Raw genomic sequence first — 14,403 nt, forward strand, 5'->3', positions numbered from 1 at the left:
CTGCAAAGTATGAAACAGCTGCCATCATAGCACTTACTTGCCCTTTCATATCAGAAGTTCCTCTTCCATATATTTTTCCATCTACTATTCTCGCTTCAAAAGGAGGAACACTCCATTTACTTGCATCTGGAACTGGAACTGTATCTATATGTCCATCAAATAATATTTTTTTACCTGGTTTGTTTCCTTTTATGCATCCTACTATATTTCCATATCTATCTCTTGACCAGCTATCAAAACCTAGTAAAGCAAAGTTTTCTTCTATTGCTTTTACTACATTTTCTTCCTGACCTGAATAACTAGCATTTCTTATTAAATCTTGGCATACTTCAGTTAATTGTTTTTTTCTTGTTTCATTTAACATTTTGATATTCCCCCATATAATTTTTAATTTGATGATGTTTCACTTTGATATTTTACTTTTTTAATTTACTCATACTTTATTTAATTTATTGATTTTTCACTTCTTTATATTTTATTTATTAAATCCTTATTTAGACTTTATTTTAATTTTGTTTAGTTCTTATTTTAAGTCTTTTATTTGCTTTGGCACTCACCATTCCAAACTATATCTTTATATTTATCAGGGTCAGTGTCTCCTTCTGTACTTATTAATAATACTTTAGAGTTTTCATCTAATTTTAAAGCTTCTCTTAAGTCTTTTAAATCTTCACTTTCAAGGATTGAAACTAATGCTCCAGTTGTAACTGCTCCAGATTCTCCAGAAATTACTTTTTCATCTCCTCTTAGAGGATTTCCTAGTATTCTCATACCTTTAGCAGAAACCCAGTCTGGTGCTGAAACGAATGCTGATGAATAATTTTTTAACACTTCAAACCCTATAGTATTTGGTTCTCCACAAGCAAGACCAGCCATTATAGTTGGCATATCTCCTCCAACAAATCTTGGTTTTCCATCTCCTGCTTCTGCTGATTTATAGTAGCAATCAGCTTCATCAGCTTCTACTACTACTGTTATTGGGCATTCGTCGTATATTGAAGCAACATATCCTTGAACTGCACCAGCAAGTGAACCAACTCCTGCTTGCACAAATACGTGTGTTGGTCTGTCTACTCCATATTCTTTTAATTGCTCTATAGCTTCTTTAGCCATAGTTCCATATCCTTGCATTATCCATGCTGGAATTTCTTCATATCCGTCCCATGCTGTATCTTGAACCATTACTCCGTGGTCATCAGCTTCTGCATAGTCATTAGCTAATCTTACTGCATCATCATAGTTTAAGTCTGTTATACTAGCATCTGCTCCTTCTCCTTTGATTTTATTTAATCTAAATTCAGAAGAACCTTTTGGCATTAATACAACAGATTTTTGACCTAATTTATTAGCAGTCCAAGCAACTCCTCTACCATGATTTCCATCTGTAGCCGTAAAGAAAGTTATTTCTCCTAATTTTTCTTTTATTTCCTTTGAAGTTAATTTGTCATATCCTAATTCAGATATATCTGTATCTAATCTTTGAGCTAAATATCTACCCATAGAATAAGAACCACCTAAAACTTTAAATGCATTTAATCCAAATCTATAAGATTCATCTTTAACATATATTCCGTTTACTCCTAGTGATTTTGCTAAGTTATCTAATTTAACTAAAGGAGTTTTTTCATATTGTGGAAAGCTCTCATGGAAAGCTTTAGCCTTTGCAATTTCTTCATCTTTTAAAAATTCAATCCCTTTTTCTTTTTCCTCAGATTTAGGTAGATTATTTAATTTCCATTTTATTTCTCTCATTTATTTTATATTCCCCTTTCAAATTTTTCGGTATCATTTTAAGTTTTTATCTTTGTGTCTTCTAGTAAAGCAATTGCTATGCCAATATTATTTATTCTAAAAATATTTTTTTTATGTTGGAATTACATACTTTTATAAAATTTCTTTAACTTTTATAAATTTTGAATGTGAAAAATAAGATTTATAAAAGAAAAAATTCTCATATTGGGAAATTTTTATCAATACGAGAATTATCAATTCGAGAAACCGTTTCTTTGTTTTAATTTTTCCTTTATTATGTCTTGTTCTTTATATGTCTATCATTTTGCTAGATATATTACTGTATTTTATTTTCTATAAATATATGGTTATGACCTTCTATAATTTTATATTTTGATTGTTTATGTTACTACTATTCTTCTTCCAATTTTCTATATAATGTAGCCAAACCTATGCCTAAGTCTTTTGCTATTTTTTTCTTTGTCTTTGTATCTCTTCCATACTTATTCAACAACTTACTTATGTAAGTCAACTCTAATTCTTTAATTGAGAGTATCCTTTCTTGATTTTCTACTATCCCTTCAACTATATCATTTTCAAACGTTATACCTGTACTCTTACATACATTTCCATTAATATTATAATAGTTCAAAATATCTAATGGAAGCATATCTTTATATATTATTCCATCATCTCCAACTAAATTCATCATATACTCAACTGCATTTTCCAGTTCCCTTATATTTCCCGGCCAATTATAGTTAATCAACATATTCATAACATTTTCTTCTATTTTATTCAATTGAATACCTAATTCTAAAGAATATTTAGAAGCAAATTTCATCATTATTGCTTCAATATCATCTTTTCTTTCCCTAAGGGGTGGCAAATTTATAGGAATTACATTTAGTCTATAGTATAAATCATCCCTAAATTTACCTTCATTTACTAGTTTCAGTAAATTTTTATTTGTAGCTGCAATTACTCTTATATCTAAATCAATAAGTTTATTTGACCCAATTCTCGCAAATTTTCTTTCTTGTAAGACTCTAAGTAGCTTTGCTTGCAAAGGCATGGACAAATCGCCCATTTCATCAAGAAATATAACACCTTCATTTGCAAGTTCAAATTTACCTACCTTACCACCACTACTAGCTCCACTAAATGCTCCCTTTATATATCCGAACAATTCACTTTCAAGAAGGTTTTCTGGAATAGCAGCACAGTTTATAGCAATAAATGGCTTATTCCATCTACTACCTTCTGCATGTATAGCTCTAGCAATTAGTTCTTTACCTGTACCACTTTCACCAGTTATAAGGACAGTCGAATTTGATTTTGCTAATTTCTTAGTTCTCTCTTTAACTTTCACCATAGCTTCTGAATTTCCAATTATAGACTCTATATCACTATTTCCCCATCCACTATTTACCTTTCCATGTCCTTTATGGTTGATATATGTCTTGTCAAATATTATTATTTTGTCATATTGATTTATATATGGATATACAGGAATTATTTTGGCATTTATATTATAAATTTTGTTATCAATATCAATTTCTAGCAATTCATGTCCATTTGAGGATGATTCAACTGATACTATATTCACTATATTTTCGATTATATTTTTCTCAATATCTAATTTTTTTAGAGCTATGTTGTTTATATAGGATATTTTGCTATTTATATCCAGTATTATAACGCCTTTTTCAACATTTTCAATTATTTCTATCATCATATTCATTTTTCTGCTACTATTTTTTGACGCTTCATGTTCTTCTATCTTCATGGAAATTAAATCGCATATATGATTGATAAATTTTAAATAATTATCTATTTTTGCACTTATTTCTACTTTTTTAGTTTTATCTGTACTAATAGCACCAATTACCCCTATAGTACGATTATTATATTTTATTGGAACTGCTATTATTACTTTATTTAGGCATTTCATGTAATGGGAACATTCTATACAAAGCTGATTATCACATATATCCAATACGACTAATTCCTGACCTGTCTGTATAACTTTATCATAAATAAAACCCTCAGTAACAACGCTTTCATTTATCTTTGATTTATATAGACCTGTGCCACTAATCCTTATCAATCTGTCATCAACTATTTCAATATCTACATCTAATACACTAGCTACTGTTTCAGTGTATTTTATCATTTCTTGTTGAAATTCTTTTAATTTACTTAACATAGTCTCCCCCATTATAATTTAATTTACCAAATTATCAGTTTAGCTATATTTTAACATATAGTCAATTTTTAAAATATATATAAAACACAAAAAAGCCTTCCTCTTGTAACAGATATATTTTTGGCACAAAATATACATTACATGAGAAAAGCTCAATAGTTAAATATTTAGATAGATTTTTATATAGACTTTTTAATATAAACTTTTTTATTTTAATTGTAGACTTTTTTATTAGTTTTTAATTTTCATTAGTTTTGTTATCATTGTTATTGTTATAATACTGCCATTGCTTCAATTTCTAAAACTGCATCTTTTGGTAATTGAGCAACTTGTACACATGATCTTGCTGGTGGATTTTCTTTAAAATATGTAGCATACACTTCATTAATATCATTAAAATCTTTTAAATCTTTTACGAATACTGTAGTCTTAAATATTTTATCCATACTTGTACCAGCTTGCTCTAATATTGCTTTTACATTATCTAAAGAAGCTTTTGTTGCTTCTTTTGGGTCAGATACTAACTCACCAGTTTTCATATCTATTGGAAGTTGACCTGATGTAGAAACTATATTTCCAACTTGTATTGCTTGAGAATATGGTCCAATTGCTCCTGGAGCTTTCTCTGTAGCTATTACTACTTTTGACATAACTTCACCTCCTATTATTAGGTTATATTTACAGGAAAATAAAATTTCCTAAACACCAATATCAATATGAACCTTTAGATTAAATTTCAAATCTAAAACTTCAAATAATCAATACTCAGATGATTATATTTATTTGTGTTCATGTTAACTTTTATTAAAGCAATTAACATGCCAAACTTTACCTATATATAAAATTTTGTGAAGTCATTCAAACTAGTAACATCTAAATATTTTTGTAAGAAAATGTTTCAAAATTACTTTTTCCTAATGTCAATTTTTTTCTCATATCTAGAATTTTACCAACTTGAGAATTCTTGTTTTGAGAATTTATAGATTAAAACTGGCTTCTTAATCTCAAATCATCAAGTTATTATGTATGAAAGGACTATAGTTGACAATCCAACTACTATAAATAATAAAACCTTTACCCAAACCTTATTTACTCTAGTTATCATAGAGCCTATTGAAAATATAATAGCCAAATATAATAGTAACCAAAAAATTATCAATACCCATCACCATTGCTGAGAACTTACAAGTTTCCCTTTTAATAATCTTACTTCACAACATTACCCCTCTCATAATAAGTTCATAATCTATGATTAAATTATTATGTTGATTATCTCCCAGCAACTTTCTCCTTTCCTATTTTTTAAATCTTTTATAGAATTGTATCATGTCTAAGTAAATTTTCATACTATTAAGTCTTTTTTCTAATAAAGCATTAGCTCTCATTCTATGCCCAATAATGTAAGATTGTAGTTATTTTATTGATTTCAATAAATTTATTTAATATACTGATATTAATTATTCTTATATGAAATTATTATTTATTAGGGGGATTTTTTAATATGGGTAAAAGTGAATTAACAGCAGAAACAACAGAGGAAATGTTAAAAGTATTAAGTGGTAAAGATTATAATATTGCTTGTGATTTACATGAACTTGGCAAATCATTAGATTGCAAAATTGAGCCAAAGACAGGGGCTCGTTCTTACAAAATAGTATATTCAACTAAAAAACCAAAACGTAGCTTATTTACTATTGAATGTAACGAAAAAAAATGGAGAGTTAAAGCAAATCTTTTTCATCTAAATTCATATAAAAATTCTGTAGAGGAATGCTCTAAAACTATTAAGGAGAGTATCACTAAAACTCGAACTTGTAAAAAATGTAATTCAAAGTGTATTGGTGGTTCTTCATTTGAATTGGATGGAAAGTCTTACTTAACTTGTATAGGAAGTGGTCATTATTTTGCAAATATGGAAGATACTGATTGGAAAAGTCTAGAAGAATTAATTACTAAAGAAAATAACATCATGCAGGAATCTGTATAATTTTTTATAGTGATTATTAAAATATACGAGTGGCACTAGGTATTTAAATAAATATTGTAAATAAAGGACAGATTAAAATTAATCTGTCCTTTATTATATACAAACATACTATACCAACTTGCCCATTTCATATGCCTCTTTCATTGACTCGCTTCCCTTAATCTCTCCTACATGCCAAACTCCTACACCATATACTATACCTTTTTCCTTAGACCCATTTAAACATGATGTAAACCCTCTAAATCCTTCTATTGTTCTTTCCATATCATCCACATTTTTATCTGCTGCTGCAACAATAAAATAGAAATCTTTATCACAAATTTCAGTATATCCAGAACAAGTTCTATCAATCATAGTTTTCATTTGTCCATTCATAGTATAAAAATAAACTGGAGTTGCCAAAACAATCACATCTGCTTTAATCATTTTTTCAAGAATTTCTCCCATATCATCCTTCTGTGTACAACTTGCTCCTTTTTCATAACATGCACCACATCCAGTACAATAGTTAACATCTTTATCTTTTAGAAATATCTTCTCTACTTTATTTTTTGATTCTAATGCCCCCTGCATAAATTGGTCACACAATAAATCAGAATTTCCACCTTTTCTAGGGCTTGCAGACACTATTAATACATTTTTACTCATAATATACTTCCTCCACTTATTTATTCATACTGTTTTCTAATGTCTTTTCTTTTTCAACAAGACCTTCTTCATATCTATCAATCTTAAAATTTAATCGTTCCAAAGTTTTTTGCATTTCTTCCATTCTTTTAGCTAATTGATTTCTCTGTTCTATCAAAAGTTCTTTTCTCGCTTGAATAGTACTATTTCCCTGTTGAAACATAGCCACATATTCAATCAGTGTCTCAATAGAAAGGCCTGCACTTCTCATACATTTTATAAAATTAACCCACTCGCAATCTTTTTCTGTAAAAGACCTAATCCCACTTTTATTTCTACCTACAGGTGGTATCAGACCAATGCGTTCATAGTATCGTAAAGTATCTGCTGAAAGCTCGTATTTTTTGCTAACTTCTGAAATCGTCATACATATATACCTCTCTCTTGATATTGTATAGATTAAAATATCATTAAATAACTTAAATAATATTCTAGCGAAATTGCTTATTCTGTTTATCTATATTTAGTAAATTATCAAAACTATTTACCCTATTTATCTACATATAATTATTTATCCTGCTTATTTATATCTACTAATTATTTTTCAAAGATTTCTGCCACATTCTTTAAGGCATCTATAATTTTAATATGTTGTGGGCAACTTTCCTCACATTGTTTACATCCAATACAATCTGATGCTTTACCATAAGTCTTAGTATAGTTATTATAGTAAACCATCTGTGTCGAAAATCCAGTATTAAGAGCTTGTTTTTCTGAATTGTACAATGCAAAGTAGTTTGGAATAGCAATATTCTTTGGACATCCTTCTACACAATACTGACAGGCAGTACATGGAACTGCAATTGATTCATTAATAATTTCTACAGCTTCATCTATAACATTATATTCATCTTTTGTGAATGGTTTGAAGTCTTGCATATACCCTGTATTGTCTAATAATTGTTCCATATTTGACATTCCACTTAAGACCATCATTACATTGTCTTTACTTGCTGCAAAACGGATTGCCCAAGATGGTATTGACATATCTGAATTATAGTCATGGAATAACTTCTCTGCTTTTTCTGGTATTTTGGCAAGTGTACCACCTTTTACTGGTTCCATAACAATCACAGGTTTATTGTGTTTCTCTGCTATCTCATAGCATTTTCTAGACTGTATGCTTTCATTGTCCCAGTCTATATAGTTAATCTGTAATTGCACAAAATCTACTTCTGGATGCTCAGTCAAGACTTCATCTAATAATTCTGCACTATCATGAAAAGAAAAACCAATATTCTTTATTTTCCCTTCCTTTTTCTTTTCTTCAATAAACTTAAAACTATCAAATTTTTTAGCTATTTCATAATGTGACACACCTATATTATGTAGAAGATAATAATCAAAATAATCTACACCACACTTTTCTAACTGCTCATTAAAAATAGTCTCTTGTTCTTCTTTTTTCTTTAAAACCATTAATGGTAGTTTTGTAGCTACAGTAAAGCTATCTCTTTTATGTCTCTTTACTAAAGATTCTCTCAGTGCTATCTCACTTTTTCCCATGTGATATACATAGGCCGTATCAAAATATGTAAATCCTCTCTCCAAGAAAGTATCAACCATTTTATTTAAATATTCCATATCAATAGTTGTAACATCATTTTCATCTTTTATTGGTAAACGCATTAATCCAAAACCTAATTTTTTTGCCTCCATTGCTTTACTTCCCCCTTTAAAACTTATTTGTTTTATTTCTCTCTTAACTTCTCTTTTGAATATATATAATTCTTGCATAATTATACTTTACTACTTGGAGTTAACTTCAAGTCAATAGATTTTTTTATTTTTGATAGAAATATTATAGAAATATAGTTTTTGATATTAATCTACTGAATGTTCTTTCCACTTCCCACTTCTCCAACGCCACAAGAAACATATACTTCGGAAACCCCAGTCCATAAGCATTGCTATAAATATACTCAAAACACCAATTCCCGCAATATAGGCTAATAGATAGCTACAACCAATACGAAAAATAAGCATAGATAAAATAGAATATTCTCTAACAGATTTAGGAATAAGTTTTGTTCCTGTTTTAGAAAATATGAAGCAATGGAGAAAAACTTATTTGTCAAATGATAAAAATGAATAGTGTATACCCCTTTTAAAAAACATTTTCCTATTTATATTTATGATACAATATTAAATATAAATAGGAAAATTTTATGTTTAAATAATCTTATCTGTTGATTTTATAATATTAGATTAAGTATCAACTTGATTTTAAGATTATATTTTACTAAGTAATGCTAAATAATAAAATTTTAAAGATTGTGAGGTAAAAATATGAATAAGAAAAGTTTAGCTATATTAGTATCGGGTGTTATGTTTTTTTCTAGTTCTTCAGTAATTTTTGCAAATAACGCTACAAAACAAGAACGACTAATAGGTAAAACAAGATTTGAAACAGCTGTGGAAGTAAGTAAATTGGGATGGGTTCAATCAAAAACAGCTATTCTAGTTAATGGTAACTCTATTCAAAGTGCTCTTTGTGCAAATCCATTTGCTATACTAAAGAATGCACCTATTCTTTTAGTAAACAGTAATAGTATCGAGAGTTCGACTAAAGCTGAACTTAAGAGACTTGGTGTAGACAACGTGTACATAGTAGATAGTGGAAATAGTATTTCTGATAAAGTAGAAAATGAAATAAAATCACTTAACATAAAAATAAATAAAATAGCAGGAAATAATATATATGAAATGTCTACAAATGTACTTAAAGAAATAGATAAGATAAAAAAGGTAGAAAATATTGCTGTTGTAAATGGATTAAAGGGGTTATCTGATGCAGTTAGTATAGCTTCTCCTGCAGCAGTACACAATATGCCTATAATACTAGTATCAGATGAAAATAGTAATAACAACAGTATAAATTTCTTAAATAATAAATCTATAAAGAAATCCTATATAGTTGGAGGAAATAAGGTCTTATCAGACAACATAGTAAAAAAATATCCAAACAAAGAAAGAATTAGTGGCTCAGATAGAAACAATACTAACGCAAAAATTATCGAACAATTTTATAAGGACAAGAAAATAAATAATATATTTGTAGCCAAAGATGGTATTAATCAAGAAAATGCACTAGTAGATTCATTATCAATAGGAGTACTAGCTGCTAAAGAAAATTCACCTATAATGATATCTAATGGTAGCCTTGTAAATAGTCAAAAAGAATTTATTAAAAATAAAGACATAGATAAAATAACACAAGTAGGAGGAGGATATAACCAAAAAGCATTTGAAGATATTTTAAAACTAAAAAATGTTGATATAAGAAATAAAACTAAGAAAATATCTTTAATACAGGCTAAAAATATATTAAAACAAGCTCTTCCAGGAAACAATATTTTAGTTTGTTATTATGACGAAGATGATAATAAATATGACTGCAAAGTTCTAAAAGATAATGTTGTATATGAAATAGAAATTGATGCATACTCTGGCAAAATAATAGAAATTGAAAAAGACAATGACTTAAATGATAACAATTTAGGTACAAAAAATATATCATTGGATAAAGCTAAATCTATAGCACTAGATGCTATTCCTAATGGTAATTTAATCTATTGCAAATACGATGCTGAAGATAATGAATATGAAGCTAAAATAGTAAAGAATAAAAAAACATATGAATTAGAGATAAATGCATTTGATGGAAGAATTGTAGATATTGATATGGACAAAGATTCTGATGATGATGACTTTGATGACAACAATAACTCTAATACTAATGACAATAGTTCTATTATTGGTGCTGAAAAAGCTAAATCAATAATGCTAGATAAAGTACCTGGTGGGAAAATAGTAAAATTTGAATATGATGAAGATGATAAAGAATATGAAGGTGAAATAAGAAAAGGAAATACTGAATACGAGATAACAATCAATGCAATTACTGGTAAGATATTAGAGTTTGAAATAGATAATTAATAAAGTACATACTTTTATTAGTTATTATAAAGCCATAGATACTGGATTTTCATGTATTTATGGCTTTTATTTTATTTTTTGTTTTTTCAATATTGTATCTCTATCACATACACTTTAACTCAAAGCTAGTAAAAATGTACTAAACATTATATATCTTGATAATAATCTACCCTTTCAATACTTTGATAATAATTTCCTTATTGCTTTACAAAAAATTGTTGCGTGATTTACTCATGAATTAACAATAAAGTTAATATATAATTTGACTGTATAAAGATGAAAGGAGATATATACAATGAATACCATATTAAAAGTAAATAACATAACTAAAATTTATACTAAAGGTCAAAAACCAAGTTTAGATAAGGTATCTTTCAATGTATCAGAAGGAGAATTTATAGGGATAATGGGGGCTTCTGGTTCTGGAAAAACAACTCTTCTTAACGTATTATCTACAATTGATAAACCAACAAGTGGGGATATTTTCATAAACAATGTAAGCTTGAAATCACTTAATGATACCAGTTCTGCTGATTTTCGTAGAGATAATTTAGGTTTTATCTTTCAAGAATATTTTTTACTAGATAGCCTTACAATTTTCGAGAATATTTCGGTACCCCTTACACTTCAAAAACTACATCCAGATAAAATAGAAAACATGGTAAGAAGTCTAGCCGAACGCTTTGGTATAACTACTCAATTAAACAAATATCCAAATGAATTATCTGGAGGTCAAAGGCAGAGAGCTTCAGCAGTTAGAGCAATAGTTAAACAACCTAGCATTCTATTTGCAGACGAACCAACAGGTGCTTTAGATTCCAACTCAGCCACTGAGCTACTCTACTCACTACAAGAAGCAAATGAGGAATTGAAAACAACAATTTTAATGGTAACACACGATGCCTATGCAGCTAGTTTTGCAAATCGAATTTTGATTTTTAAAGATGGTTGTATCATTAAAGAACTAGACAAGCAACAAAACAACAGGCGTACATTTTATGAATTGATTATTAAAGAAATTACAAAATTGGATACTAAAAGATAGGAGGATAATTTAATGAACATTTTTTACATGGCAATAAAAAACCTTAAAAAGAACCTTTCATTCTATTCTCTATATATGCTTTCAGTCTCTTTTGTTATCACTGTATTTTTTGCATTTACTTCATTTTCTGTTAATAAGGTAATGTTAGAAAAGATTTCAACTGACGGCAGAGTCGAGTCTATGTGTAATGTTATCTCCATATTTTTAATGGTATTTGTTATCTTCTATATGACATATTCAAATCGCTTCTTCTTGAGACGTCGTACAAAAGAACTTGGCATATATACTTTACTTGGCTACCGTAAGTTTACAGTCCTATCACTACTTACTTTTGAGAATATATTAACTTGTATTGGAGCTCTTATTGTTGGATTGATATTAGGGGCATTGGTTCATAAAGGTATTGTCTTTGGAATTAATGCACTTCTCAATTTGTCAATTGACAATTCACAAATCCCATTTTTTAATATGAGTGCAATATCTAAAACAACACTCTTTATAGTCTTAGTTGTTTTAGTAATAGCTATATCAAACGCTAAATTTATTTTTAAGACTTCACTTATAAAATTAGTACGATATGAAAAAAGTGCAGAAAAAAAGTTGAAGTTCCGAAAAATTCCAGCTTTTATAGGCTTTATTCTGATTTTAAGTGGCTATTGTCTAGCATTAGATATTCTTCGTGGAACTAAGTCAGCATGGATACGTATAGGATTTTATCAAATAGGTTTGATAACTATGATTCTTATTGTAGTTGGTACAATTCTCTTTATCAGTTCCTTTCTTCCATACATTATGCAACATAGCAAAAAAAATAAAAAAGCTTTCTATACAGATATAAAGATAATAACTACTCCAAACTTTATCTATCGTATTCGCTCAAATTCTAAGACTCTGATTATGCTTACACTGCTTTGTGCTGCTACTTTAACAGTTTCAAGTGTCATGGCACTCTCTTTATATTATCCTATTGCATCAATTTCACGTATTGCACCTTCAGAGATAGAATTTAGAGTAGAAAGAAATAAGCAAATTGAAGATGTAAAACAAATTGTAAGTCAATATACATCGAATACAGACGATGTTACTTTTACACAGACAGATATTTATAAGGTAAAATCTTCAACAAAAGACCTTCCACTTGAGTATACGATTGGTACACCTAGGAATGATTTATCTAATAATAGTTCATTAAAAAAAGTTATTCCTAGAGAGGCAGGGTTTGAATGTATATCTTTTTCTGATTACTGCACTTTATTAAAGGGACAAAATCGAACAAAACTACTAAAACAACTTACTCCTTTAAGAGATAATGAATGTATTTTGGTAAAGTATCAACCGAATAATGATGGAAGTAGTGAAAATGGAATGATTTATCCACTACTCATCAATGATACAAAAACACCTATAATAGTAAAAGAGACATCTCTAAATAATGCCATCTCTTTTGGTAATAGTGTTGGAACTCTCGTTGTTAGTGATAGTATATATAAGAAAATAGCTCAAAATAAATTACCAGTAACAAGTATTGTAAGTATCAATGGTAAATCAATTAAAAATAACAAAAATTTATATAGTGACATCTCAGATTATTTAAATAAAAGTCCTTATTTACAAGGTCATTCCCACAGGATTAATGACTTATTATCAATTAATAGCTCTACATTCCTGCTAATAGGATTTCTTGTTGTTTTATTTTTTATTGCTGTTGGAAGTATTTTATACTTTAACAATATATCAGTAGTTTCAGATTCAAAGTCTGACTATGATATTTTACAAAAAATGGGCTACACTAATGTTCAAATAAAAAAAATTATCAAGAAGCAGGTGTTGCCATTTTTTAATATTCCATTTTTACTTGGAATATTGGATTGTGTATTTGCTACTTTGGTCTATAAAACTGCTTTGATGCAAAATTTACTTGGAAGCTCGTTTTCACAATACATACCTGTAATTATTGCTATTTTCTTAACTGCCATAGTATATTTAATATACTACATACTCACTACTAAAACCTGTTGTAAAATCGTATTAAAAAAATGATATTTAACTAAATCGTCATACTTAAATGTGTGACGATTTAGTCCACTTTATTTATTTATAAATATTTTATATAATAAAAATTATAAACTCATAAATTTGATATAGTCATGAGCCTAATATAATACACACTATAAATCTATAAGGAGGTGTATAAAATTGCCAAACTTTAATTTAAAAATACTATTTTTAGGAAACTATATCTTATCACTCCTCTTTATGGTATTGTCTACAAATGTTGAAACTTATCTAAATATACAAAGCATCATTCCCTTGATAATCTCAACATTATTACTTATAGATATTACATATATAACATCTTGTAATGTCAGAGAAAATAATACTATCTCATTGTTTTGTGGATTGTTAATGCTTGATAGTTGGTATTTACTCTTATCCTCTATAGCAACACCTGTAAGTACTATTATTTTTGAAATATTAAGCCCAATTATATTGTATATCTCCATCAAATTTATACTTTTATTCTTGTTTCAAGGTAGCGGATATAAGTTTCGCAAGATAACAGATATTTTATTATTTATCACTTGCTTTGGTACAGTTATAGGAACATTTATTTCTAAAAGAATATATGCTGGTATGTATGGACTACAGTTTGTAGTAAGTATAGCATGCTTTTTATATATTGTTTTTTACCATTGGAAAAGGGTTGATTTTGTCATAAGAAGTGAAAAAAAGCCTATATTTATTTCTATATTTATAACACTAATAGGATTTATTATTTATTACTTTTTCACAATAAAAATTTCA

13 protein-coding genes are annotated in these 14,403 nt (G+C 28.2%); 5 read left to right on the plus strand and 8 right to left on the minus strand.

The features are described from left to right. The 4 genes from Q3304_RS18430 to Q3304_RS18445 form a co-directional block, all read right to left on the minus strand. Nucleotides 1-364: M20/M25/M40 family metallo-hydrolase (locus tag Q3304_RS18430; protein WP_407814921.1), on the minus strand; the 364-nt coding region annotated here is incomplete at its 3' end. A 173-nt stretch (nucleotides 365-537) separates the two neighbouring features. Next, nucleotides 538-1,752 carry a diaminopropionate ammonia-lyase gene (gene dpaL, locus Q3304_RS18435; protein ID WP_054270760.1) on the minus strand — a complete coding sequence of 405 codons (1,215 nt, stop codon included), beginning with the start codon at nucleotides 1,750-1,752 and terminating at the stop codon, nucleotides 538-540. 391 nt (nucleotides 1,753-2,143) lie between these two features. Then, complete coding sequence (locus Q3304_RS18440; RefSeq protein ID WP_054270761.1) at nucleotides 2,144-3,940, minus strand: sigma 54-interacting transcriptional regulator; 1,797 nt, start codon at nucleotides 3,938-3,940, stop codon at nucleotides 2,144-2,146. Between the two features lie 272 nt (nucleotides 3,941-4,212). Further along, a complete protein-coding gene (locus Q3304_RS18445) occupies nucleotides 4,213-4,590 on the minus strand; it encodes a RidA family protein (RefSeq protein ID WP_003421988.1) in 378 nt (125 codons plus the stop codon). Between the two features lie 851 nt (nucleotides 4,591-5,441). Between Q3304_RS18445 and Q3304_RS18450 the strand changes: the two genes are divergently transcribed. Continuing rightward, on the plus strand, nucleotides 5,442-5,927 hold the full coding sequence (locus Q3304_RS18450) for a hypothetical protein (protein ID WP_054270763.1): 486 nt from the start codon (nucleotides 5,442-5,444) through the stop codon (nucleotides 5,925-5,927). Between the two features lie 108 nt (nucleotides 5,928-6,035). Here the strand turns inward: Q3304_RS18450 and Q3304_RS18455 are convergent, their stop codons facing one another. The 3 genes from Q3304_RS18455 to Q3304_RS18465 form a co-directional block, all read right to left on the minus strand. Next, complete coding sequence (locus Q3304_RS18455; protein WP_054276997.1) at nucleotides 6,036-6,575, minus strand: flavodoxin family protein; 540 nt, start codon at nucleotides 6,573-6,575, stop codon at nucleotides 6,036-6,038. Between the two features lie 16 nt (nucleotides 6,576-6,591). Beyond that, nucleotides 6,592-6,981, minus strand: a complete 390-nt coding sequence (locus Q3304_RS18460) for a MerR family transcriptional regulator (protein WP_054270765.1) — start codon at nucleotides 6,979-6,981, stop codon at nucleotides 6,592-6,594. 170 nt (nucleotides 6,982-7,151) lie between these two features. Next, entirely contained in the window at nucleotides 7,152-8,273 is a 1,122-nt protein-coding gene (locus Q3304_RS18465) for an aldo/keto reductase (protein WP_407814922.1), read from the minus strand. Nucleotides 8,274-8,607: 334 nt separating this feature from the next. Between Q3304_RS18465 and Q3304_RS18470 the strand changes: the two genes are divergently transcribed. From Q3304_RS18470 to Q3304_RS18485, 4 genes are all read left to right on the plus strand, one after another. Next, nucleotides 8,608-8,709, plus strand: a complete 102-nt coding sequence (locus Q3304_RS18470) for a winged helix-turn-helix transcriptional regulator (RefSeq protein WP_407814937.1) — start codon at nucleotides 8,608-8,610, stop codon at nucleotides 8,707-8,709. A 194-nt stretch (nucleotides 8,710-8,903) separates the two neighbouring features. After that, the gene (locus Q3304_RS18475; RefSeq protein WP_407814924.1) at nucleotides 8,904-10,553 is read left to right on the plus strand and encodes a cell wall-binding repeat-containing protein; all 1,650 of its coding nucleotides are present in this window, start codon (nucleotides 8,904-8,906) and stop codon (nucleotides 10,551-10,553) included. A gap of 295 nt (nucleotides 10,554-10,848) precedes the next feature. Continuing rightward, a complete protein-coding gene (locus Q3304_RS18480) occupies nucleotides 10,849-11,598 on the plus strand; it encodes an ABC transporter ATP-binding protein (RefSeq protein ID WP_407814925.1) in 750 nt (249 codons plus the stop codon). A 12-nt stretch (nucleotides 11,599-11,610) separates the two neighbouring features. Continuing rightward, nucleotides 11,611-13,638: an FtsX-like permease family protein gene (locus Q3304_RS18485; protein ID WP_407814926.1), complete on the plus strand. Its 2,028-nt coding sequence runs from the start codon at nucleotides 11,611-11,613 to the stop codon at nucleotides 13,636-13,638. Between the two features lie 242 nt (nucleotides 13,639-13,880). Here Q3304_RS18485 and Q3304_RS18490 read toward each other — a convergent pair whose 3' ends face one another. Then, nucleotides 13,881-14,102, minus strand: coding sequence for a hypothetical protein (locus tag Q3304_RS18490; RefSeq protein WP_227832095.1), 222 nt, complete (start codon nucleotides 14,100-14,102; stop codon nucleotides 13,881-13,883). Nucleotides 14,103-14,403 lie beyond the last annotated feature (301 nt).

This window comes from Clostridioides sp. GD02377, from assembly GCF_045899875.1.
Taxonomy (GTDB): Bacteria; Bacillota; Clostridia; order Peptostreptococcales; family Peptostreptococcaceae; genus Clostridioides; species Clostridioides difficile_A.